At 67.7% G+C, this 22,498-nt stretch carries 27 protein-coding genes; 13 read left to right on the forward strand and 14 right to left on the reverse strand.

Annotated elements, in window-relative coordinates; genetic code table 11:
* Positions 1-48: 48 nt before the first annotated feature.
* The 5 genes from ASC79_RS17465 (at position 49) to ASC79_RS17485 (ending at position 3,566) form a co-directional block, all read left to right on the forward strand.
* Positions 49-828 carry an RNA methyltransferase gene (locus ASC79_RS17465; protein ID WP_056021488.1) on the forward strand — a complete coding sequence of 260 codons (780 nt, stop codon included), beginning with the start codon at positions 49-51 and terminating at the stop codon, positions 826-828.
* Positions 828-1,901, forward strand: a complete 1,074-nt coding sequence (locus ASC79_RS17470) for a nitronate monooxygenase family protein (RefSeq protein WP_056021482.1) — start codon at positions 828-830, stop codon at positions 1,899-1,901. The genes ASC79_RS17465 and ASC79_RS17470 overlap by 1 nt, the downstream gene beginning before the upstream one ends.
* Positions 1,902-1,972: 71 nt before the next feature.
* Positions 1,973-2,317 (forward strand): hypothetical protein, encoded by a 345-nt coding sequence (locus ASC79_RS17475; RefSeq protein WP_056021479.1) that lies wholly within the window; start codon positions 1,973-1,975, stop codon positions 2,315-2,317.
* Between the two features lie 168 nt (positions 2,318-2,485).
* A complete protein-coding gene (gene rpsD, locus ASC79_RS17480) occupies positions 2,486-3,103 on the forward strand; it encodes a 30S ribosomal protein S4 (protein ID WP_056021477.1) in 618 nt (205 codons plus the stop codon).
* 88 nt (positions 3,104-3,191) lie between these two features.
* On the forward strand, positions 3,192-3,566 hold the full coding sequence (locus tag ASC79_RS17485; RefSeq protein ID WP_056021474.1) for a hypothetical protein: 375 nt from the start codon (positions 3,192-3,194) through the stop codon (positions 3,564-3,566).
* 8 nt (positions 3,567-3,574) lie between these two features.
* Here ASC79_RS17485 and ASC79_RS17490 read toward each other — a convergent pair whose 3' ends face one another.
* The 6 genes from ASC79_RS17490 to ASC79_RS17515 all read right to left on the reverse strand — a co-directional run bounded on the left by ASC79_RS17490 (position 3,575) and on the right by ASC79_RS17515 (position 7,302).
* Positions 3,575-3,994 carry a thioesterase family protein gene (locus ASC79_RS17490; RefSeq protein ID WP_056021471.1) on the reverse strand — a complete coding sequence of 140 codons (420 nt, stop codon included), beginning with the start codon at positions 3,992-3,994 and terminating at the stop codon, positions 3,575-3,577.
* Positions 3,991-4,335, reverse strand: a complete 345-nt coding sequence (gene grxD / locus ASC79_RS17495) for a Grx4 family monothiol glutaredoxin (RefSeq protein WP_056021468.1) — start codon at positions 4,333-4,335, stop codon at positions 3,991-3,993. The genes ASC79_RS17490 and grxD overlap by 4 nt, the downstream gene beginning before the upstream one ends.
* 75 nt (positions 4,336-4,410) lie before the next feature.
* Positions 4,411-5,316, reverse strand: coding sequence for an aldo/keto reductase (locus ASC79_RS17500; protein WP_156378368.1), 906 nt, complete (start codon positions 5,314-5,316; stop codon positions 4,411-4,413).
* A gap of 13 nt (positions 5,317-5,329) precedes the next feature.
* Entirely contained in the window at positions 5,330-5,563 is a 234-nt protein-coding gene (locus ASC79_RS17505; protein ID WP_200937222.1) for a BolA family protein, read from the reverse strand.
* An 85-nt stretch (positions 5,564-5,648) separates the two neighbouring features.
* Positions 5,649-6,053 (reverse strand): VOC family protein, encoded by a 405-nt coding sequence (locus tag ASC79_RS17510; protein ID WP_056021462.1) that lies wholly within the window; start codon positions 6,051-6,053, stop codon positions 5,649-5,651.
* A 16-nt stretch (positions 6,054-6,069) separates the two neighbouring features.
* Positions 6,070-7,302: a serine hydrolase gene (locus ASC79_RS17515; protein WP_056021459.1), complete on the reverse strand. Its 1,233-nt coding sequence runs from the start codon at positions 7,300-7,302 to the stop codon at positions 6,070-6,072.
* A gap of 95 nt (positions 7,303-7,397) precedes the next feature.
* Here ASC79_RS17515 and ASC79_RS17520 point away from each other — a divergent pair, with 95 nt between their 5' ends.
* Together ASC79_RS17520 and ASC79_RS17525 are read left to right on the forward strand one after the other, a co-directional pair.
* The gene (locus tag ASC79_RS17520) at positions 7,398-8,375 is read left to right on the forward strand and encodes an amidohydrolase (protein ID WP_056021456.1); all 978 of its coding nucleotides are present in this window, start codon (positions 7,398-7,400) and stop codon (positions 8,373-8,375) included.
* 4 nt (positions 8,376-8,379) lie between these two features.
* Positions 8,380-8,859 (forward strand): CinA family protein, encoded by a 480-nt coding sequence (locus tag ASC79_RS17525; protein WP_056021450.1) that lies wholly within the window; start codon positions 8,380-8,382, stop codon positions 8,857-8,859.
* On the opposite strand, the gene ASC79_RS17530 is transcribed toward ASC79_RS17525, so the two are convergent.
* From ASC79_RS17530 to ASC79_RS17550, 5 genes are all read right to left on the reverse strand, one after another.
* Positions 8,856-9,608: a DUF3313 family protein gene (locus ASC79_RS17530; RefSeq protein WP_056021447.1), complete on the reverse strand. Its 753-nt coding sequence runs from the start codon at positions 9,606-9,608 to the stop codon at positions 8,856-8,858. The two genes, ASC79_RS17525 and ASC79_RS17530, sit on opposite strands and share 4 nt — an antisense overlap.
* Positions 9,609-9,654: 46 nt before the next feature.
* Entirely contained in the window at positions 9,655-10,080 is a 426-nt protein-coding gene (locus ASC79_RS17535; protein ID WP_056021444.1) for a hypothetical protein, read from the reverse strand.
* Positions 10,080-12,281, reverse strand: a complete 2,202-nt coding sequence (gene purL / locus ASC79_RS17540; RefSeq protein WP_056021441.1) for a phosphoribosylformylglycinamidine synthase subunit PurL — start codon at positions 12,279-12,281, stop codon at positions 10,080-10,082. The genes ASC79_RS17535 and purL overlap by 1 nt, the downstream gene beginning before the upstream one ends.
* Positions 12,282-12,411: 130 nt before the next feature.
* On the reverse strand, positions 12,412-12,663 hold the full coding sequence (locus tag ASC79_RS17545; protein WP_056021439.1) for a hypothetical protein: 252 nt from the start codon (positions 12,661-12,663) through the stop codon (positions 12,412-12,414).
* Positions 12,664-12,962: 299 nt separating this feature from the next.
* A complete protein-coding gene (locus ASC79_RS17550; protein WP_056021435.1) occupies positions 12,963-13,172 on the reverse strand; it encodes a cold-shock protein in 210 nt (69 codons plus the stop codon).
* A 357-nt stretch (positions 13,173-13,529) separates the two neighbouring features.
* Between ASC79_RS17550 and ASC79_RS17555 the strand changes: the two genes are divergently transcribed.
* Positions 13,530-14,873, forward strand: coding sequence for a DUF1254 domain-containing protein (locus tag ASC79_RS17555; protein WP_056021432.1), 1,344 nt, complete (start codon positions 13,530-13,532; stop codon positions 14,871-14,873).
* Between the two features lie 12 nt (positions 14,874-14,885).
* Positions 14,886-16,295 carry a DUF1254 domain-containing protein gene (locus tag ASC79_RS17560; RefSeq protein WP_056021430.1) on the forward strand — a complete coding sequence of 470 codons (1,410 nt, stop codon included), beginning with the start codon at positions 14,886-14,888 and terminating at the stop codon, positions 16,293-16,295.
* 41 nt (positions 16,296-16,336) lie between these two features.
* Here the strand turns inward: ASC79_RS17560 and ASC79_RS17565 are convergent, their stop codons facing one another.
* Positions 16,337-18,508 carry a TonB-dependent siderophore receptor gene (locus ASC79_RS17565; protein WP_056021425.1) on the reverse strand — a complete coding sequence of 724 codons (2,172 nt, stop codon included), beginning with the start codon at positions 18,506-18,508 and terminating at the stop codon, positions 16,337-16,339.
* Between the two features lie 97 nt (positions 18,509-18,605).
* Here ASC79_RS17565 and ASC79_RS17570 point away from each other — a divergent pair, with 97 nt between their 5' ends.
* On the forward strand, positions 18,606-18,938 hold the full coding sequence (locus ASC79_RS17570) for a helix-turn-helix domain-containing protein (RefSeq protein ID WP_056021422.1): 333 nt from the start codon (positions 18,606-18,608) through the stop codon (positions 18,936-18,938).
* A gap of 63 nt (positions 18,939-19,001) precedes the next feature.
* Positions 19,002-19,340: a hypothetical protein gene (locus ASC79_RS17575; protein WP_056021417.1), complete on the forward strand. Its 339-nt coding sequence runs from the start codon at positions 19,002-19,004 to the stop codon at positions 19,338-19,340.
* Here ASC79_RS17575 and ASC79_RS17580 read toward each other — a convergent pair.
* Entirely contained in the window at positions 19,289-20,158 is an 870-nt protein-coding gene (locus tag ASC79_RS17580; RefSeq protein ID WP_156378367.1) for a bile acid:sodium symporter family protein, read from the reverse strand. The two genes, ASC79_RS17575 and ASC79_RS17580, sit on opposite strands and share 52 nt — an antisense overlap.
* A gap of 164 nt (positions 20,159-20,322) precedes the next feature.
* Here ASC79_RS17580 and pip point away from each other — a divergent pair, with 164 nt between their 5' ends.
* Entirely contained in the window at positions 20,323-21,402 is a 1,080-nt protein-coding gene (gene pip / locus ASC79_RS17585) for a prolyl aminopeptidase (RefSeq protein WP_056021411.1), read from the forward strand.
* Here the strand turns inward: pip and ASC79_RS17590 are convergent.
* Positions 21,399-21,719: a multidrug efflux SMR transporter gene (locus tag ASC79_RS17590; protein WP_056021407.1), complete on the reverse strand. Its 321-nt coding sequence runs from the start codon at positions 21,717-21,719 to the stop codon at positions 21,399-21,401. The two genes, pip and ASC79_RS17590, sit on opposite strands and share 4 nt — an antisense overlap.
* Positions 21,720-21,869: 150 nt before the next feature.
* Here ASC79_RS17590 and ASC79_RS17595 point away from each other — a divergent pair, with 150 nt between their 5' ends.
* Complete coding sequence (locus tag ASC79_RS17595) at positions 21,870-22,478, forward strand: TetR/AcrR family transcriptional regulator (protein WP_056021404.1); 609 nt, start codon at positions 21,870-21,872, stop codon at positions 22,476-22,478.
* Positions 22,479-22,498: the final 20 nt, after the last annotated feature.

The raw sequence follows: 22,498 nt of genomic DNA on the forward strand, positions 1-22,498 counted from the left end.
TGGCAGGCGGCGCTTGCATTTTCGGCCCCTCGCATCCCAAAACGCGGCATGGAAGCCGCCGCACCGCCCTGCATCATCCTCAATGTCCCGCAACTGGCCCAGAACATCGGCGCCGTCGCGCGGGTGATGGCCAATTTCGGCCTGGCCGACCTGCGCCTGGTCAATCCCCGGGATGGTTGGCCGCAGGAGCGGGCCTGGGCCTCGGCGTCCGGCGCCGAATGGCCGCTGAACGGCGCGCGGGTCTACGACAGCGTCGAAGCGGCGATCTCCGACCTGTACCTCGTCTACGCCACCACGGCGCGGCCGCGTGAGCTGCAACTGCCGATCCTTGGCCCGCGTGAGGCCGCGGCGAACCTTTCGCACGAGGTGGCCGAGGGCCGCGCCGTCGGGCTGCTGTTCGGCGGCGAGCGGGCGGGCCTGGAAACGGCGGACATCGCGCTTTGCCAGGCCGTGGTGACGCTGCCGATCGATCCGCGCTTCCGCTCGCTGAACCTGGCCCAGGCGGTGGCTATCAACGCCTACGAGTGGCGAATGACCGTCGAGTCGGGCGCGCCGCCGATCTTCCGCGAGGGACCGCCGCCGGCCGACGCCGCCGCGATGCTCGGTCTCTACGAGCATTTCGAGCGCGAACTGGACGACGCAGGCTTCTTCCATCCACCGGAGAAGAAGCCCTCCATGGTGCAGAACCTGCGCTCGGCGCTCGGCCGCGCCCGGTTCTCCGACCAGGAGGTCCGCACCTTCCGTGGAGTGGTTACGGCCCTGTCGAAGGGGCGTGGTCGATCCCTTGAGAAGCTGGCGCGCAAGAAGGCGGGCGAAGGAGAAGTCTGATGGCGTTGCGCGACCTGCTGGACGGCTTGGCGATTCCGATTCTCCAGGCCCCGATGGTCGGCGCATCGCCGCCGGAAATGGCGGTTTCCGTGTCGCGAGCGGGCGGCATGGGCTCGCTGGCGGCCGGCGCCCTGGCGCCCGACCAGATCGGACCCGAGATCGAGCGCATGCGCGCCGCCACGGACGCGCCCTTCGGCGTGAACCTGCTGATGGCCCCCGCGGCGCGTCCGGACGCTTCGACCATCGACTCCGCCCTGGCGCGGCTGGCGCCCTGGTACGCAGAGCTCGGCGAGCCGCCGCCGGCGCATCCCAACAGCTTTGCTCCCGACTTCGAGGCGCAGCTCTCGGCGATCATCCAGGCGGCGCCGCCGGTGGCTTCCTTCACCTTTGGCATCCTCAGCGCGGCCCAGATCGCGGCCCTGCAAGAGGCCGGAACCTTTGTGGTCGGCACAGCCACCACCGTGGCCGAGGCGCGCGCCTGGGCGTTGGCCGGTGCGGACGGGATCTGCGCCCAGGGCTTCGAGGCCGGCGGTCACCGCGGTCACTTCCTGGCCGAGCCCGAGGCCAGTCTGGTCGGGACCATCGCATTGACGGCCCTGATCCTCGACGCGATCGACCTGCCGGTCATCGCCGCCGGGGGCATCATGAACGGGCGCGGCGTCGCCGCCGCCTTGGCGCTGGGTGCCTCTGCGGTGCAGATGGGCACTGCGTTCCTGCTGGCCGAGCAGACCGGGGTCAGCGCGCCCTGGCGCACGGCGATCGAGACGGCGGGCGACGACGCCACGCGGTTGACCCGGGCTTTCACGGGCCGCTACGCACGCGGCATCGAGAACCGGTTCATGCGAGAGCTGCGGGCCGTCGAGGACGAGGTTCCCGCCTATCCGGTCCAAAACCGGCTGACCCAGTCGCTTCGCGCCGCCGCTGCGAAGGCTGGCGAACCCGACATGGTCTCGCTCTGGGCTGGCCAGGCGGTGAAGCTTGCGCGGCCCGGAGACGCCGGCGAGATGGTCAAGGCTTGGTGGCGCGAAGCGCAGGACGCCGCCGGGCGGCTTTCGGCGCGGACATCGGCCTGATCTGGAGCGATCCTGGCGAGCGTGGCGGTTTCACGCTAGGGTGGTCCAAGGTAACGCTTGAGGTGCGCCCCTTGAAAAAACTCGCCCTGACCCTCGCCGCTCTGACCATGTTGGCCACGCCCGCCGCCGCGCAGGTGATGTGCCGTGACGATGTCGGCCGCGTCACCTGCTACGACATCTATGGCAATTCGGTCGTCGGTACGAAGGACGTGCTGGGCAAGGCCACCTGGGTCGACGAGTACGGCAACCAGGTCTCGGTGCGCCGCGACGTGCTGGGCAACCGGATCATCGAGGACAGCGACGGCAATCGCACCAGCGTGCGCCGTGACGTGCTGGGCAACACGGTGGTCACCGACGACCGGGGTAACAAGAGCAGCTGCCGCGTCGACCTGCTGGGCAAGGCCCGCTGCAAGTAACCCTTGCCGAGATTGACTCTTCGGCCTGCTGACGTCATACACCGCCCCTTCGCGCCGCCGGGCCTCGCCCGGTGGTCTGCGATCTATGACGGGTGACCTGACGCCGCCGTTGAGATCGTGTCCTCACTTGCGGGGACGCCGGCTCAGGTCGAAGTGAAAGAGACGACTATGTCGAAGCGCCATAGCGCCAAGTACAAAATTGACCGCCGGATGGGCGAAAACATCTGGGGTCGCCCGAAGTCCCCGATCAACCAACGCTCGTACGGCCCCGGCCAGCACGGTCAGCGCCGCAAGCAAAAGGTTTCGGACTTTGGTCTGCAGCTGCGCGCCAAGCAAAAGCTGAAGGGCTACTACGGCAACCTGACCGAGAAGCAGTTCTCGCGCACCTACACCGAGGCCGCGCGCCGCAAGGGCAACACCTCGGAAAACCTGATCGGCCTGCTGGAATCGCGTCTGGACGCGGTGGTCTACCGCGCGAAGTTCGTGCCGACTGTGTTCGCGGCCCGTCAGTTCGTGAACCACGGCCACGTCCAGGTGAACGGCAAGCGCGTCAACATCGCCTCGTACCGCGTCAAGGTCGGCGATGTGGTCACCGTGCGCGAGCGTTCGCGCAACATGGCCCTGGTGCTGGAAGCCCTGCAGTCGGGCGAACGTGACACCCCCGACTACGTCGAGGTCGATCCGAAGGCCATGACCGCCAAGTTCATTCGTATTCCGGAATTCTCCGAGGTCCCGTACCCGGTGAAGATGGAGCCGAACCTGGTTATCGAATTCTACGCGTCCTAATCGGCGCTGAAGACCATATCGAAATTGCGAAGGCCCCGGAGCGATCCGGGGCCTTTTGCTTTGCGGCGATCTGTGGCCGACTCCTCCGATGAATCGTCGACTGTTGTTGCTTGCGGGCCTGAGCCTGTTGACCGGATGTGCGAGCACGCCCCCGGTCGTCACGCCCAGCGCAGCGACCCATCCCGAACTGGAGGCCGTCTACTCGGCCGTAGCGGGCCGCGAGGCGCTGACCATCCAGGTGGCGTCAAACGGCTGCACCAAGAAGGACGACTTCGCGTTCTACATCGATCGCAAGGGTCCGGCGCCGACGGTGTCTTTCGCCCGAAAACGCCTCGACCAGTGCCGATCGTTCGCCATGGGCAAGACCGAGCTGCGCTTCACCTGGGCCGAATTGGGCCTGGAGCCCCGCACCTCGGTGTTCCTGTTGAACCCGCTCACGGCCTGGATGGGGCCGGGCGGCTAGGGGCGGCCTTAGACGAAGCGTTCGATGATCTCGGGCGTCACGCGCTTTGGCCTGCCGGTGGCCGCATCGATCATGCACCACTCCGTGCGCGCTTGCGCGCACATGGCGCCGTCCGGACCGTCGATGCGCACGAAGCGGTCGAAGCGCGGGCCCTCGGCGGTCTCGGCGACCCAGGTGCGGGCGGTGGCGGTCTCGCCGGGCATCAGGGCGCGGCGATAGTCGATCTCGTGGCGCAGCACGATCCAGGCCCAGCGGACCTGTTCGTCGGCCGGCTGCCGGGACGCCCAGTGCGACGTCGCCATGTCTTGAATCCAGCGGACATAGACCACGTTGTTCACATGGCCGTTGGCGTCGATGTCGGACGCTGACGGCGTGAACTGGAGCGAGAAGACCTGGCGCCCGGGGGGCGGTTCGAGCAGACGGCTCACGCCGTCAGGACGCCCTGTTCGGTCAGGAGGGTCTTCAGTTCGCCGGACTGGAACATTTCGCGGATGATGTCCGCGCCGCCGACGAATTCGCCCTTCACGTAGAGCTGCGGAATGGTCGGCCAGTCGGTGAAGGTCTTGATGCCTTCGCGCAGGGGCTCGCTTTGCAGCACGTCGACGCCGACGAAGTCCACGCCGAGATGGTCGAGGATCTGCACGACGACCGACGAGAAGCCGCAGCGCGGCTCTTCCGGCACGCCTTTCATGAACAGCAGCACCGGATGATCGGCCACTGCCTTGGCGATGAAGTCGTGGACGGGGTTGGCGGTCGCGGTGTCGGTCATGACGTGTGGCCTTTGCGGCGGAGAATTCGCCCCAGAGCTAGGGAGCCTGGGCGCTCTGGTCAAGCGGCAGCGAGCTTAGGCGCGGCGCTGGGCCGCGACCTGTCCGAACCGTGCCATCTCGATCTGGGCGGCGACGCCGGTCGGCAGGTCCTTGTCGGTTACGGCGGCCATGCGCTCGATCATGTCGGCGCGGCCCGCTTCCAACTGGATGCTGGCGAACGCCGGCTCGGTCAGCGCGAAGGCCAGGCAGAGCTCCTCATAGGACCAGCCGGGGGTGTCGTGCAGGAAGCCGTAGATGTTGGAGGCGGCCAGTTGTTCAGTGCGGCGACCGCCCAGCAGGCCACGTCGCATCGGTCGTTCTGTCTCAAGGCGTGGATTGGGCGCGCCGTGCAGGCCGGTCGGGAACGGATCGCATCCGATGAGCGTCATGTTGGCGGCCGAAGCGTCGCGGATGCGCCGCCGGGTCTGCCATTCGGACACCAGGCTGAAGGTCGTGGCGAGGACGTCGAAGGTGTCGTTCGCGATGCAGCGGTCGATCACCGGTCCATCGCCGGCGATCCCGATCTGCAGGCACACCCCGCCGTTCTTCAGATCGGCGAGATAGGCGAGCGCGTCCGGCGTCATGGTTTCGGCCGCCGTCTCGTCCATCATCAGCAGGTCGAGATAGCCGGCGCGTGTTCGTTGCAAGGCGGCGCGTACATTGTCGGCGATATCGCGGGCGGTGATGGCCCCGGCCGGATTGCCGCGCAGGCGCCAGCTCAGGAAGATCAGGCGGCGTTCGACCGCGCTGAGCGCTTCGCCCAGGCCGATCGCCAGGACATCCGAGCCCGCCGTCGCTTCGAAGCTGTTCACCCCGTTTTCCATCGCCGAGATGATCAGGGTGCGCCAGGCCCCAGGCGCGCCCATATTGGGCGCGTCCCGCAATAGCAGGCTTACGGCGGAAACCGCCTTTCCCGATGCGCCGAACGGACGGTAGCGCACGGGCCGTTCCCTCTTAAGCCGGCGCGGAGGTTTCGAGGGCCAGGGCGTGCAGTTCGCCGCCGACCCTGCCCTTCAAGGCTCCATAGACCAGCTGATGCTGCTTTACTCGGGAAAGCCCTGCGAAGGCAGGGGAGACAATGCGGGCGCGATAGTGGTCGCCGTCGCCGGCCAGATCGTCGATCGCGATCTCGGCGTCGGGAAACGCCTCTCGCAGGCTGGTTTCCAGGTCAGCGATGGACATGGGCATCGGGGGAACTCCACTCGGCGAATCTTTCTGCGATAGAAAGCTTAACAACCGCTGGATCGCCATATGGGTCCGCGCCGGCTCGGCGTCAGATCGTTGGTGCGATCTCGTCATAGCCGCGGCCTAGGAACTGCAACAGGCAAAAGCCATTTCCGAACGGGTCGGCCAGCACGGCAATGCGGCCCCACACGTGGGCGCGCGGAGCGGCGTCCAGGGTCGCGCCGGCGGCGGTCGCGCGGGTCAGCGCAGCGTCCAGATCATCGACCACGATGTCGAGATGCACGGGCGTCCAATGGCGCGCATAGCGCCGTGGTTCTTCGCCCGCGCCCCGGGAGCCCTCGGGCTTCTCCAGAATATAGAGCTTCACCGGCAAGCCGGAGAGCTCGGCGCCGTCGCGGCCGAAGCGGCGCGTCACCGTCAGGCCGAGAGCGTCGGTGTAGAACGCCTCGGCGCTGGCGAGGTCGGGGACGTCGATGTTGACGAGCAGATCCATCGACGCCCCCTCGCGATCAGTCGACGATGGCCGAGTAGATCAGGCTCTTGAGCTGGCCGCGGAAGTTGAAGGTCCCCGACGGCATCAGCTGGGTCATGAACACCACCGACAGCTCCTCCTTGGGATCGACCCAGAAGATGGTCGAGGCCGCGCCGCCCCAGTAGTAGTCGCCGGCCCCCAGCGAGGCGGTCTCCACCTGGCCCTTGGTCGCGGCGAAGCCGAGGCCGAAGCCGACGCCGTCGTTCGCGGTCTCCGAGAAGGTGCCCAGGGCCATGGTCGAGAGGTCCTGATCGCCCGGCAGGTGGTTCATGTGCATCATCTCGAGCGTGCGCGGTCCCAGGATCCGGACCCCGTCGAGTTCGCCGCCGCGGCGCAGCATCTCGCAGAAGCGCATGTAATCGTCGGTGGTGCCGGTCAGGCCGCCGCCGCCGGACTTGAACCCGGCGGGTCGCGCAAAGGCGCTGGTCGCGGGATCGTCGATCAGCTTCAGCTTCTTGTCCGGCCCGCGTTGATAGTTGGCGCAGAAACGGTCCGCCTTTTCCGGCGCGACCGAGAAGGAGGTGTCCTTCATGCCGAGCGGGCCGAAGATCTCATCTTGCAGGTACTGATCGAACGGTTTGCCGGAGATCACTTCGACCAGGGCGCCGCAGACGTCGGTGGCCAGCGAGTACATCCAGCGCTCGCCCGGCTGGAACAGCAGCGGCACCTGGCCGAGCTTGTCCAGGAAGCTCTGCATCGTGTCCTCGCCGCCGAAGGTCCGGACCTTGAGCCCCCGATAGACCTTGTCGACCGGATGCTGGACGCCGACGCCCGGCAGGCCGCCCCCATAGGTCAGGCCCGACGTGTGGCCCAGCACGTCGCGGAACGAGATCGGCCGCCGGACAGGCTCGGTGACGATCGCGTCGTCGTCGCCCGAGACATAGACGCGGTGATCCTTCCAGGACGGGACGAAGCGGCTGACCGGGTCGTTGAGCTGAAAGTAGCCCTTCTCGTAGAGGGTCATCAGCGCGACCGAGGTGATCGGCTTGGTCATCGAGTAGATGCGGAAGATGGCGTCGTCGGCCATCGGCTTGCCGCGTTCCAGGTCCATCGACCCATACGACTTGCGATAGGCGAGCTGGCCGCGGCGCGAAACGGCGATCTGGGCGCCCATGATCTTCTGCGGGCCGATGTAGTTGCGCTGCATGTGGTCGTCGATGCGCGCCAGACGAGCAGCGTCCAGGCCCGTCCACTGAGATTGGGCGTCCATAAAATTCCTCCCGAAGAAATGGCGGTCGTTCTAATTGGCGGGCATCATGAGCGCGCCGGCGTACGGAAGCCAAGAAAAACGAGCGGGGGGACGGCGTGAACGAGGAGATCATCGAACCCGACCTCGCGATCTGCGATCCGCACCATCACCTCTGGGACTTCCCGAACGGCCGCTACCTACTGGATGAGCTGCTGGCCGACCTGGGATCAGGGCACAAGGTCGAGAGCACGGTCTTCGTCGAGTGCGGGGCCATGTACAGCGCCGATACGAGCCCGCTGCTGTCGCCGGTCGGCGAGACCGAATTCGTCAACGGCGTGGCGGCGATGTCGGCCAGCGGGCGATACGGCGCCGTCCGCGCCTGCGCCGGGATCGTGGGCTTCGCCGACCTGACGCACGTCGACGTGGGTGCGGCGCTGGAGGGCCACATCCGTGCTGGCGGCGGCCGGTTCCGCGGCATCCGGCATGCCGGAGCCTGGGACCCCAGCGACGACGTTCGCAACGCCCACACCAATCCTCCGCAGGGGCTGTACGCTCGAGAGGACTTCCGGCGAGGCTTCGCGCAGCTGGCGCCCAACGGCCTGTCCTTCGAGGCCTGGCAGTTCCATCCGCAGCTGCCCGAGGTCGCCGATCTGGCCGGCGCCTTTCCAGACACGCGCATCGTGCTGGACCATGTCGGCGGGGTCCTGGGCATCGGTCCCTATGCCGGTCGCCGCGACGAGGAGTTCGCCCGCTGGAAGCGGGACATGGCGCAGGTGGCCCAGCACGACAACGTCGTCGTCAAGCTGGGCGGTCTGGGCATGGCGATCTGCGGTTTCGAGTTCCACAAGCGGCCCAGCCTGCCGTCGTCGGCGGAGCTAGCCGACGCCTGGCGGCCCTACATTCAGACCTGCATCGAGCTGTTCGGGCCTGGGCGGGCCATGTTCGAGAGCAACTTCCCGGTCGACCGGGTCAGTTGCGACTACGCGACGCTCTGGAACGCGCTGAAGCGCCTGGCGTCCGGCGCCAGCGCTGACGAGAAGGCGCTGCTGTTCCGAGACGTGGCGCGGGCCACTTACCGACTGGACGAGGAGTGATGGGATGCAGGGGTTGATGGGACAGGCCGCGCAGATCGCGGAGCAGCTGAAGGCGGGAAAGCAGACCGTGGCGGTGGCGGAGAGTTCGTCCGGCGGACTGATCAGCGCCGCGCTGCTCAGCGTGCCGGGGGCGTCGGCCTACTATCTCGGCGGCGGCGTGGTCTACACGCCCAAGGCGCGGGTCATGCTGATGGAGATCCCTAAGGAGGCGCTGGCGGGCATGCGCTCGGCCAGCGAGCCCTACGCCATGCTGCTGGCGCGCACGGTCCGCGAGCGCTTCGGCGCGACCTGGGGGCTGTCCGAGACCGGCGCGGCCGGGCCGACCGGCAATGGCTATGGCGACGCCGCCGGGCACACCTGCATCGCCGTCTCGGGGCCGATCGAGTTCGTCACGACGATCGAGACCGGCTCCGGCGACCGCGTCGCGAACATGGAAGCGTTCGCGGCCGCGGCGTTGGAGCTGCTCGCCAAGGCGAGCGCCTAGCGGTCCTTCTTGTCGGCCTTGGCGCCGCTCATCTCTGGCACGTAGAGGCCGGTGGCGAACTTCGCGGCCCAACCTTCTGGCCGGAAGCGCGCGCCGAACTCGGCGCAAGGGTCCGGCCGCGGGATCGGCCGCGACTTCAGGCCCTCGGGCGTCATCGCCGCGGCGACCGCGTCGGCGAACGGCTCGGCGAACTGCAGCGCGTCGCCCACGCGGCTGAGGGAGGGGTCGTCGGTGCCGATGGCGGTGGCCCCGCGGCTCCAGCTGATGGCGACGATCTGGCGGTCCTCGCGCAGCATCTCGGCCTCGGCCGACAAGGCGCCGAGGGTTCCGGGCGCGCGCAGGCCCAATGGGCCGGGAATGAAGAAGCCGGCTGCCGCCGAGGCGACCGAGGCCGCGCGGCCGGTCGGGTCCACCCGGGTGATCGCCACACGAACCTTGTTGGGCGCGGCGGGATCGATGTCGAAGCGCTCGGAGAGCTCGAAGCAGAGCTGGGCGTCCAGCTCGCGGAGCAGCAGCACCCGCTCGCCCGGCGTCAGCCAGCCGCCGGGGTTCAAGATGACCGTCGGCTCGATGGCCACCTGGCGCACCTGGGCCAGGCTCGCCTCGTCGCGGCGCTGCTCGACCTTGGCCCGCACCGTGTCGGTGCGCGGGGTCAGGCCGTCATAGGTGGAGAGGAAGCCTGAGCGCGTCGGGGCGCTGGCGCAGGCGGCGAGCAACAGGAGCGGGGCGAGGGCGAGGAGGCGGATCATGACCTACCTACGCACGAGTCCCGCCGCCGGATGCATCCGGCGGCAACTAGCGTCGGTCGCGTCGGAACTTGGCGGCGTCGGCGGCGAGCGAGGAGTAGACCGCGTCGTCCGGGTCGGGCTCGGCGTGGAACGGCAGCTCGCCGGCGACGCCGCGCAGCGCGAGCCAGAGCTGCGGCGCGAAGTGGTCGAGCATCCGCAACGGGCGGCGCTTGTCGTCGGTGACGTCCCAGCCTTCGGCCTCGAAGGCGATCACCTGATCGCGCACAGGCTTGCGCTCGATGCGGTCCCAGCCCTCGGGGCGGGGCGCGTCGTCGGCCTCGTCCTGGGTGATGCCGAACAGGGCGCGCGACACCTCGTCGAGCTCAGGATAGGTCGAGCGCGCGTCGGCGTCGGCGTAGCGCGGCTGCATCAGCGCCTTGTCTTCCAGGTCGCGGATGCCGGGCAGGTCGATGAGGCGGCGGAGCTTGGACATCAGCCGCCCATATAGGCCGGCATCCAGCCCTCGTGCTCGCTGCGCAGCTTGGCGAGCGGCAGGCTGAACAGGCCTTCGACCGCGAGGTCCGCGCCGCCGGCCTTGCCGACCACGGCCGCCTCGACGCCGGCCGCCTGGGCCGCGGCGAGGATGGGCGCGGCGTCCTTGACGGCGACCAGGTAGCGGGCCTGGTCCTCGCCGAACAGGAAGGCGTGCGGGGCCGTCGAATTAGCGGAGCGAAGGGAGCAACCGGTGTTCGAGGCCAGAGCCATTTCGGTCGCGGCGGCGATCAGTCCGCCGTCGGAAAGATCATGGCAAACAGTGACTTGGTCCGAAAGAATCAGGTTCCGCACGAAGTCGCCGACCTTGCGTTCCACGGCCAGATCGACGCTCGGCGGTGCGCCAATTTCCTGGCCCAGAACCTCGCGCAGATACATCGAGGCGCCGAGTTCGCCGACCGTCGAGCCGAGCAGCACCAGCGTGTCGCCGTCCTTCATGCCGGCGAAGTCGGCGCGATGCGCGTAGTCGGCGATCAGGCCGACGGCGCCCACGGTCGGGGTTGGCGGAATCGCCGCGCCGTTGGTCTCGTTGTAGAGCGAGACGTTGCCGCTCACGACCGGGAAGTCGAGGTCGCGGCAGGCCTGCGCCATGCCCTCGATGGCCCGGACGATCTGACCCATGATCTCGGGGCGCTCGGGATTGCCGAAGTTCAGGTTGTCGGTGATCGCGATCGGGTCGGCGCCGACGGCGGTCAGGTTCCGCCAGGCCTCGGCCACGACCTGCTTGCCGCCCTCGAAGGGGTCGGCCAGGACGTAGCGCGGGGTGCAGTCGGAGGTGACGGCCAGCGCCTTCCTGGTTCCGTGCACGCGCACGATGCCGGCGTCCGCGCCGGTGGCCGAGTCCTCGAGGGTGTCGGCCATGACGTGACGGTCGTACTGCTCCCAGAGCCAGCGCTTGGAAGCCATGTCCGGGCTGCTCATCAGCTTCAGCACGGCGTCCGCGTAGTCGGCCGGGGCGGCGACGTCGGCGGGCGTCAGGCGCGGCAGCTGCGGCGAGGCGACCCACGGGCGGTCATAGAGCGGAGCGTCGTCGAAAAGCGGCGCCAGCGGCACGTCGCAGACCACGTCGCCCTTGTGCTTGAGCACCAGGTGGCCGGTGTCGGTGGTCACGCCGATGATGGCGGCGTCCAGGCCCCACTTTTCGAAGATGGCGTGACCGTCGCGCTCGCGGCCGGGCTTCAGGATCGCCAGCATGCGCTCCTGGCTTTCCGACAGCATCATCTCATAGGCGGTCATGCCCACTTCGCGCTGGGGCACGTTGTCGAGGATCAACTCGATGCCGACGCCGCCCTTGCCGGCCATCTCGACCGATGAGGAGGTCAGGCCGGCCGCGCCCATGTCCTGGATCGCGGCGACCGCGCCGGAGGCCATCAGTTCGAGGGTGGCTTCGATCAGCAACTTTTCGGCGAAGGGGTCGCCGACCTGCACGGTCGGGCGCTTCTCGTCCGAGGCGTCATCGAACTCGGCCGAGGCCATGGTCGCGCCATGGATGCCGTCGCGGCCGGTCTTCGAACCGAAGTAGACGACGCTGAGGCCGGCGGCCGGGGCGGCCGAGTAGAAGATCTTGTCCGCGTCGGCGAGGCCCACGCACATGGCGTTGACCAGAATGTTGCCGTCATAGCCGCGGTGGAAGTTGGTCTCGCCGGCGACCGTGGGCACGCCCACGCAGTTGCCATAGCCGCCGATGCCGCTGACCACGCCCGACACCAGGCGCTTGGTCTTGGGGTGGCTGGGGTCGCCGAAGCGCAGGGCGTTGAGCAGCGCCACCGGGCGCGCGCCCATGGTGAAGACGTCGCGCATGATGCCGCCGACGCCGGTCGCCGCGCCCTGGTAGGGCTCGATGTAGGAGGGGTGGTTGTGGCTCTCCATCTTGAAGATGCAGGCCTGGCCGTCGCCGATGTCGATGACCCCGGCGTTCTCGCCCGGGCCGCAGATTACGCGGGGGCCCGTGGTCGGGAACTTGCCCAGGTGCTTCTTGCTGGACTTGTAGGAGCAGTGCTCGCTCCACATCACCGAGAACACGCCCAACTCGACCTCGTTGGGCTCGCGGTTGAGGCGTTGGAGGATGACGTCGAATTCTTCCGACTTCAGGCCGTACTGGGCGGCGGTTTCGCGGAGGGTCTTGCCAGTCTGAGCGCTCATGGGCGCGCATATAGCGGGACTCTGCGTTGAGGGGGAGGGGGGAGCGGGAAACTGCGGCGTTGGCGCAATGGCTCCGAGGCGCGCCCATCGCTGGACTTGCGGCCGCAAACGCCGCCTGGAGAGCTGGCGGCTAGCGCCCGGCTCTCACGAGGAAGTCGTCGAGATATTCGCGCAGGCTCATGGCCGCGGCGCGGGTGTCCTCGAGGGGGAGGCTCTGGTCGGTGATTCTCGTCAGGTCGTCGGTGAGGACGGAAAGATACTTCCGGGTGTCGCCGGAGGCGTCGGCCTCGCGCCGGACCAACTGCATGAGGATGTGGTGGTGGACGATCGATCGCGCCTGGAGGTCAGCGATGAGCCGCGTGAGATCGAGTTCGCGTTGCATGATACGTCGCCCTGGTGTGTCGGAAGCCCGATGGCGCGCTTGCCGCCCGCGCGTGCGAGCACCGCAGGATCGTCCTGCCGGGTTCGGTGACTTGTGACGGAGTGGCAGTCGGGGCAGGGGGCGCTGAAATGTACAGCGGCGGTCCTGCAGACGCTTCCCTAGAGCGTGGGAAGCGAACGCGCGCCCCGAAGGGCGGCGCGCTCAACAGTCGGGATCGTCCTGGACGATCTCGAGGAGTCGATCGGCGAGCCAGGCTCGCCGATCTCTTCCAAGTCAGCGGCTCGAAACGAGCCGTCGGCTTACGCGGGCGTAAGCTGACCGGCGGACATCTTGCCGCTGCGCTGATCGCGTTCCAGCTCGTAGCCGACCTTTTGGCCCTCTTGGAGGCTGCCCAGGGTCGAACGCTCGACGGCCGAAATGTGGACGAAGACGTCTTGGCCGCCGTCGTCAGGTTGAATGAAGCCAAAGCCCTTGGTCGGGTTGAACCACTTCACGGTGCCGGTAGTCATGTGAGTATCTCTTTTGTGTAGAGTTTCGCGCACATCAAGCGATGCGTACGATCAAATTGTCGGAGAGGATCTTGGTAGGCCCGGAGCTCAATCCGAGGATCAAGCGTGGAGAGCAACCGATGCCAAAGCGCAAGTCGATGGCCTATAGTCTCACGTGCGGTGAGACAATTCTACAGAAAACTTTGGAAAGGCGCATTTCACCGGACGAGGCGCTTTTTCTGTTGGGCGCATTTGGGGGCCTTCGACCCGCGGCGAAGACTGCACATCGGGCGCCTCCCTGCCGTTAATGGGGCGAAACCCTGATCGGAGCGAGCGTGCTCGCTGGCTACCGTTTGCTCTTGAAAAGGAGCGACGAGAATGGCGCTGCACGATGCCGGCGGGCTCAAGGCCGCAACGCTCCATCGCAGGGCGGTAGAGGCGGTCATCTGGGGTATCCCCCTGGTGAACTACGACCTGATGTACCAAGCGTTCCGCCGACTGGGCGGGGCGGCGAACCAGATTGTCTACTGGTCGCAACTGCTCGACTGGAAGAACCAGACGACCACACCCAATCCCAACTCGATCTACTTCATGCCCTTCTACGACACTGCGGATGCTGGGCCGATTTTGGTCGAGATCCCGCCAGCAGAGGGAGGATCGATCACCGGCACACTGATGGACTGCTGGCAGACTGCGTTCGAAGACGTGGGTCCGGCCGGCGTCGATAAAGGCAAGGGCGGCAAGTACCTGATCCTGCCGCCGGGCTACGACGGCGATGTGCCCGATGGCTATGCCGTCTTCCGATCGGACGTCCACCAGGGCTATGGCCTGCTCCGCTCCATTCTGAAGAGCGGCGCAGAGGCTGACCTCAAGGCTGCGGTAGAGTACGGAAAGCGGATCAAGCTCTATCCCCTCAGCCTGGCTGGGGCTCCTCCGGACACGGTGCTGATCGACTCCGATGGCAAGCTGTTCGACGCCACGATTCCCTATGACGTGCGCTTCTTCGAGACGCTTGCCCGCATGGTGGAGAGCCAGCCCTGGATCGAACGCGATCGGATGGCGATCAACATGCTCAGGTCGATCGGCATCGAAAAGGGCAAGCCCTTCGCGCCCGACGCGGCGACCCGTGAGATACTGATCGCAGCGGCCCAGGAGGCGAAACTCTTCTTCGACCAGGGGTACGAGGCCTTCGCGCCCTACTACGACGGCAGGCGCTGGTTCCTGCCCTCGGACGCCGAGTTGCACGAGGTGCTGACGGAGAACTACGCGCGTCGGGAAATCTATCCGATCGACGCTCGCGGCTTCCTCTACTATGCCGCCTTCACCAGCGTGAAGCACCTGGGCGCGGGTCAGTTCTACCTGTTCGGCACGCGCGACGCGGCTGGGGATCCGCTTGACGGCGGCGCGAGCTACCGGCTCACCGTCCCGCCTAACGCACCAGTTCACCAATACTGGTCGGTGACGCTCTACGACTTCAACACCCACGCCCTGATCCGTGACGTCTCGCGCGCCAGCCGCGCGTCCGACTCCCCAGGTCTGCAGACCAACGCGGACGGCTCTGCGGACGTCTTCTTCGGGCCCGAACCGCCATCAGGAATGGACGCTAATTGGGTTCCTACCAAGCCAGGCGGCCGCTTCGAGATGCTGTTCCGCTTCTACGGTCCCGACAAGCCGCTGTTCGACAAGACCTGGGTCTTGCCGGACGTCGAGCGGATGAGCTGAGGGAGATCGCGCATGTATCCTCAAGACCCCGCCGTCATGACCGGCCCGCTCGACACGCGCATCGGCAAGATTGAACTGGAGGTCGGCTACCCAAGCGCGGCGTCGGTCACCAGGCTCTACGATGAGCTGGACTTCCAGCGAGCCTGCCAGGCCTACATCTGGGCAATGCCCGCCGTCGCAATGGCCGCCCTGCGCCAGGCGAACAAGCGCGACTGGGACGTGGACATCAACACGGTCTCGATCATCGACAACTACACCACCCCGGCCGTGAAGGTGCTGACCGGCAACGACACCACGATCTATGCGGGCATCCTCATCGACATGGGGCGGGACGGGCCGGTGGTGATCGACTCTCCTGTCGGGGTCTACGGCGTGATCGATGACGACTGGCAGCGGCCTATTGTCGAGGTCGGCCCGTTCGGTCCCGACAAGGGCCGGGGGGCCAAGTTCCTGCTGCTGCCGCCCGGACGTGACGAGCGTCCGGAGGGATACCTCGCCGTGCCGTCCAAGACGAACCGCGCGATGTATGTGGGGCGCGCCTTCGTCAAGGACGGCGACGTGGACGCCGCCGTGGCGACCTTGGCCGGCATAAAGGTCTATCCGCTGGCGGATGCGAAAGCGCCGCCGCCGACGCGGGTCGAGCGGGCGGGCGCCAAGCCTATGGATTCCATCGCACCGCGGGGGTTCGGTTATTGGGACCTGCTCGCCACCGTCTTCGAAAGCGAGACCATCGAACCGCGAGACCGCTTCTTCCACGCCATGCTGAAGCCTCTGGGCCTGGAGAAGGGAAAGCCCTTCGCCCCGGACGCGCGACAGAAGAAGATCCTCACCGATGCGGCGGAAGTCGGCTTCCTGATGGCTCAGACGCTCAGCATGGCTCCACGACTGAGTAACGCGCGCTCCTATCCCGGGACCCAATGGGAATGGGTGCTGACCCTCAATCCAGATCAGGAAGCCGAGACTTACAGCCAGATCGACGAGCGGACGGACTACACCTTCGAAGCCTTCTCGGTGGCGGCAGGGATGATCAAACCCATCGTCGGCGCGGGCTCGCAGTACATGAGCGTCGGCAAGGATGGGGACGGGAACTGGCTCGACGGCGGCAAGAGCTACCGGCTGCGAGTGCCCCCCAAGGCGCCGGTCAAAGAGTTCTGGTCGCTGATCGTGTATGACAACCTGACCCGGTCGATGATCGAGACGGACACCCTGCGCGCCGGGGTCTCCAGCCAGCGCGGCGTGCGGGAGAATGCCGACGGATCCGTCGATATCCACTTCGGCCCCTCAGCGCCCTCCGGCGGCTCGGCCAACTGGATCAAGACCTTGCCGGGCCGTGGCTGGTTCGCCTATTTCCGCTGGTACGGCCCGACCGAGGCCTTCTTCGACAAGAGCTGGGCCCTCGGCGACATCGAGCGGGTGGGCTAGCCCTCGCGCCGGGCAGCCACTGCGCGTGAGGGCGCGCGATCCTAGAACTTGCCGGAGACCAGGAAGCCGATGGTTCGCGAGCCTTCGGGGCCGCCCAGGGAGATCCGGTTCTCGACCCGCTGGATCGTGCCGCTGCTGCGGTCGCCGACATAGAAGGTGCGGGTGCGCTCTTCGGAAGAGACCAGCAGGTTGTTGACGAAGAAGCGGACGGTCACCGGCTTTAGGGCGGTGGTCTCGAAGTAGAGGTCGAGGCGCGGCTTTTCGCGGACATACTCGAAGATCTCGGCGCGGCGGTATTCCTCGCGCCCGGCCCACTGGAAGACCGTGGCGCCCCAGGACGAGGCGATGTTCGGCAGGTTCTGGCGGTAGTTGACCAGATAGGCCCAATCCTTGTTGCCCGAATTGAGCGTCGCCGAGCCGGAGGGCGTGCCCTGGCGCTCCAGGGGCACCGAGAACGAGCGGCGCTCGCCGGTGATCGGATCGGTGACTTCAGTCTGCTGGTAGAGGCCGCTGATCCGCAGCTCGGATTCGGGCAGGCCGAGCGGCTTGAGCGGTATCGTCGCTCGGGCTTCCACGCCCCGCCGGGTTCCGTCGCCGATGTTCCCGTAGGCGTCGAAGCCGCCGATATCGACCAGATCGTGCACGTCCTGCACCCGATCGGCGAAGAGCGCCAAGGTGAGGACGGCGCGCTGATCGAAGCGACGTTCCACCTCCAGGCGCGACTTCCAGGCCTTCTCGGGCTCGAGATTCGGATTGCCCTGGATGGTCGAGGTGTTGAGGAAGTCGACCGCGCTGCTGAACTCGGCGAAGTCCAGCTGGGCGACGTCGCGCTGGAGAATGAAGCGGAAGGTGGTGCGCGGGCCGGCCACGTAGGACGCGGTCAGGCGCGGCTTGGGATAGTTGAAGCGCCGCTCCTTGGTCTGGTCGCCGGTCTGGGAGATCTGCGAGACCTCCCAGTTGAGGCCGGCCTCGACGGAGAGCTTGGGACTGACGGTCCAGATGTCGGTGGCGAAGACCTCGCCGCGGATCTCCTCGACCCTGGCGTCGGCGACGGCCAGGGGCACGGGAACCGGCGGGCCGCCCTGCAGCTGGTTGGCGATGTCCAGGGTCGTGTCGCGGAAGTTGAATGCGCCTTCGCCGCCGACTTCCAGCGTATGCGCGTCGTTGAGGTTCCACTTGAGCTGCAGGCGCGCGATGCGCTCGCCGCTGCGGGTCGTGCGGTCCTGGGTGCGGGTCACGCGGGTGGCCGGCGCGGTGAGGATGTCGAACGTGTCGCTCTGATCCACGCTGGTGTTGGAGACCAGGGCGATCAGCTTGACCGTCAGGGCGTCGCTGAGTTCGCGTTCCCAGTCGCCGCCGAGCTCGACGGAGTAGTTGTTGTCGTACTCGGTGATGCCGTCGAGGGCGCTGCGCAGGGCGCCGTTGGGGGCGGCCTCGAACTGGACGGACTCCGATGAGTTCCAGATCGGAATGTACTGGAAATTCACGTTGACCGCGTCGTCCGCCGTCGGCCGCCAGCGCAGGTTCGCCGAGGCCTGGAGGCTCATATTGTCGGACTGGCCAACCTGGTAGCGCGAGCCTGTCGGGACGCCGCTCCCGCCGATCAGGACGTCGCGGATGACGCCGCGGCCGAGGGTGTTCGGGGCCTGAACGTCCAGGGCGAGGTCGGCGCTCGACGACAGCGGGATCGTGCGCGAGGCCTGCACGGCCCAGCCGATGCGGTTGGAGTATTGGATGTGCCGCAGGCCGGCGACGAAGGTGGTCGAGGAGTCCTCAGCCGTCGCCTGGGTGACCACGACGTTGATGATCTGGGCCTGGCCGCGCACGTCGACCGCCGCGTTGCTGCCCGACAGCAGTTCGATGCGCTGCACCTTGGCGGCGGGGATGCGCTTGAGCAGTTCGGAGGCGGCGGTCTTGGAGCTGGGCCGCTCGCCATTGATGAGGAGGTTGCCCGCGGTGGCGCCGAAGCCGCGGCGGTCGTCGCCGTCGCGCAGTTCGAAGCCGGGCACGCGGGCGACCATGTCGGCGGCGGTGATGGGGTTGTAGGCGGCGAAGAACGCGGCGGGAAATACGCCCGCTTCGCGCATGGCGGCGGCGTCGGCCGGAATTGGGGCGGGGGCCGGGACGTCCTGCGCGAAAGCCTCGCCGCCCGTCAGCCCGAGCAGCGACGCGGTCGAAAGCCATCCAAGCCTGGCCGATTTGAACAAGCCCATTCACACCCCCCGAATATGAGTCTACTTTTTGGACTCACGATGAGGGGCGTTTCCGACGGGGTCAACACAGCGTGGCCTTTTGCAACGGAGGAGTGTCATGCGTTGGGGTGACCTGGCCGCTGACGATTGCCCGATCGCCCGGGTTCAATCCGTCATCGGCGACCGCTGGACGGCGCTGATCCTTCGCGACGCCCTGCGCGGGGTGACCCGGTTTGACGGCTTTCACGCGCGGCTCGCCTGCAGCCGGATGATGGTGTCCAAGCGCCTGGCGCACCTGGTCGAGTGCGGGGTGCTGGAGCAGCGGCCCTACCAGTTCAATCCGGTGCGCTATGACTATCTGCCGACCGAGCGGGGACGGGCGCTGGGCCCGATCCTGAAGATGATGGCGCAGTGGGGCGAGGCCTGGATGCCCAAGGCGTCGCAGGCCTGAGCGCCGCCGGGCGACAGGCGCCGGCGTTCGTGCGATGTCAGAGCCGCAGGGAGGAGCCGCGACATGCCAGCCACGCCTGAGAAGATCGAAGTCGAGAACCCCAACAGCCCGGGCCGCGTCACCCGGGTGGACGGGGCCAAGTACGCGGCCATGCGCGAGGCGATGCTGGCGGTGCTGCCGGCCGAGGCGCCGGGCTGCACCGTGGCCGAGGCCAAGGCCCGGCTGCTGCCGCTGCTGCCAGGCGACCTGTTTCCCGGCGGCGACAAGGCCGGCTGGTGGCTGAAGTGCGTGCAGCTCGACCTCGAGGCCAAGCAGGTGATCAGCCGCGCCAAGGGCGCGCCGGTGCGGCTCTATCGCGGGCCATCGGCGATCGGCGCGCCGGGGCCCACCGTGCGGACGTAGGGCAGGACCAGCAGGCCGCGGGCCACGAAGTAGACCAGGATGACCCCGGCCACGGTCGGCACCGAGTTGGGCGCCACGCTGGCCCCGACCGCCAGCGCGAAGCCCACGTGGCGGCTGGCCGCGGTCATCGCCAAGGCGATGCGGTCCTGACGCCGCGGGCCGCCCAGCGCATGGCCGACCGCCAGGCCGACGCCGACCAGCAGCACGATCGCCAGCAGCGTCCAGCCGCCGAGCTGCGCCATCAGCAGCTCGCGGCGGCCCCAGAGAATGCCCAGGACCGATACGATCAGCACGGCGGTGGCGACGGTGGTGATGGTCTTGGCGAGCCGGAGCGAATAGGCCGGAACGACGAGCGCGACGGCCCCGCCGATCGCCAGAGGCAGGAGCACGCCCAGCGCCAGCGAGGTCAGCAGCGGCAGGGTGGCGATGTTGATCTCGACGCCGGCGATGTGCGCGACGACCCAGAAGACCACCGGGACGGCGGCCAGGGCCATGACCACGCCGACGACTTCAAGGCTGACGCAATAGGCGTGGTCGGCCCCCATCTTGGCCAGGTCGTTGGGCAGCATGGGCAGCATGGGCGAGACCGCGATGGCGATCAGCGCCACCTCCACGGCCGGCGGGATGGGCAGGATCAGCGCCACCAGGATCACCGCGGCCGGTACGATGAGGAAGAGCGCGGCGAACGCCCGGGCCCCCTTGGCCCAGTGCCGCATGAGGTGCAGGGCGTCAGCCGGGCGGGTTCGCAGACCGATGCCGACCATCAAGGCGAAAACGGCGCCGACGAACGCCTGATGAGCCAAGGCGAGGAGCGTCATGGCGATGTCCTTCAACTCGCCCGCCCATGCTGAGAAGGCTTATGCCACCTCGCATGTCACGCCAATATCGGGTTGATCCCCGAAAGTTGGCCTTGGGAGCGTCTTGACCTTGGGGCATGCGAGGGTCCAAGCCGCGATCATTCGCAGCGACTTGGGAGCGGCCCGTGGACTTCTCGAAACTGCAGGCGACCAGCAAGATCACCGACCAATGGGCCTATCCGCTGGCCGCGGCCAACCGTTCCGGGCTGCTGGAGGTTTCGGCCGACCACAAGCTCTACTGGGAAGAGTACGGCGCGCCTGACGGCGAGCCGGTGATGTTCCTGCACGGCGGGCCAGGCGGGGCCTGCGCGCCGGTGATGTCGCGGTTCTTCGACCCCTCGCGCTACCGGGTCATCCTGTTCGACCAGCGCGGCTGCGGAAAGAGCGAGCCGACCGTGGCCTCGGCCGGGCCGCAGGTCGCGCTCGCCAACAACACCACCGATCACCTGGTCAGCGACATCAACGCCCTGCGCGAGGCGCTGGGGATCACCGGCAAGATGCATGTGTTCGGCGGCAGCTGGGGCAGCACGCTGGCGCTGGTCTACGCGATCCGCCATCCGCAGAACGTCGCCTCGCTGATCCTGCGCGGGATCTTCCTGGGGACGCGCGAGGACCTGCTCTACATGTACCAGGGCAATGCGGCGGTGTTCGAAGAGACGCCGTTCGAGCTGTCGGAGCCGGGTTCCTATGTGACCTATCCCGACGAGTGGAAGGCGTTCGTAGAGGTCATCGCGCCGGCGCAGCGCGGCGACATGATGGGCGCCTACAAGGCGATCTTCGACATGGTCCCGAAGACGCAGGCAGAGCGCGCGCGCCAGCTCGCCGCGGCCATGGCCTGGTCGGTATGGGAGGGCACGATCTCGAACATGATCCCCGACAACGCCGACGCCGGGAAGTTCGGGGAGGCGGACTTTGCGTTGTGCTTTGCGCAGATCGAGGCCCACTTCTTCGCCAACCAGCTGTTCCTGGAGCCCGACTACATCGTCCGCAACGCCGCCAAGCTGGTGGGGCTTCCGATCCACATCGTGCATGGCCGCTTCGATCAGGTGTGCCCGCTGCCGCAGGCCTCGCGCCTGGCCGCGACGCTGGCCGAGCTGGGCGCGCCGCCGGCGACCTTCGTGATCACCAACGCCGGGCACAGCGCCATGGAGCGCGAGACCGCCATGGCGCTGACCGCGATCATGGACGGGCTGCCGCGGGGCTAGCTGCCGGCGGCGAGCTTGGTCCCGACGACGCCGACCACGATCAGACCCATGAAGGCGATCTGCACGCCCGACAGCTTCTCGCCGAACAGCAGCGCGCCGCAGATGCCGACCCCGACGGCGCCAAGGCCGGTCCAGACGGCGTAGGCCGTGCCGGCCGGCAGGCCGCGCATCGCCCAGGCCAGCAGGCCCATGTTCACGAAGCTGAGCGCGATCGGCACGCTGGCGGCCTGCCAGGTGGCCTGCACCCCGGCCCACTTCAGGCTGAGCGCCCAGATGATTTCAGTAACGACGGCAACGCCGAGGACGAGCCACGCCATCGGATCTCTCCTGCATGCGGGCTCGGCTGAAAGCGGCGGCCGGAAACCCGTAAGAGGCCGCTGCGCAATCCAGGCTTCCTACAGGAACGGGGCGCGACGGCCAAGGGGCGGGGACTTGACGGCCCGGCGCGGCGCGGGCCTCTAGAGGCGATGAATCCGACGCAAGCCAAGACGGCCGAGCCTGAGCGCAGGGGACGCGGGCGCCCGCGCGACAGCGGCCTGCAGGAGCGCATCAAGTCGGCGGCTCTGATGGTGCTGGCTCGGCACGGCTATTCGGGCATGACGCTGGAGCGGGTCTGCGCCGAGGCCGGCGTCACCAAGGCGACGTTCTATCGCCGCTGGGACACGCCGACGGCCTGCGTGCTGGAGGCGTTCCTCGAGGTCTGGAGCGAGGCCGACTTCAAGGACACCGGCGCCCCGGCGGCCGACCTGGAAGTCTTCGCCCACAAGCTCATCGAACTGTACGGTCATTCGCACCTTGGCGCCTGTTCGGTGGCGCTGCAGACCGAAGCCCGCGTGAACCAAGACATCGCCGTGCCGCTGTTCGCTGGCACCAAGGGCCGCCGCAGCCGGAACACCGGCGCGCTGGGGCAGGCGCTGGAGAGGATGAGCCCACCGCCAGCGCTGCCGGCCGCGGTGATCCTCAACGCGCTGAACGGCGTGGCGCGCAACACCCACACCCTCAACTGGCCGGTCAGCGACGACGAGCTGCGCGTGCTGATCCAGAGCCTGCTGACGCCCGCGCAAGCGCATCGCTGAATTACGATACTACGAAGTTG

It is taken from the genome of Phenylobacterium sp. Root1290, assembly GCF_001425305.1.
GTDB lineage: Bacteria > Pseudomonadota > Alphaproteobacteria > Caulobacterales > Caulobacteraceae > Phenylobacterium.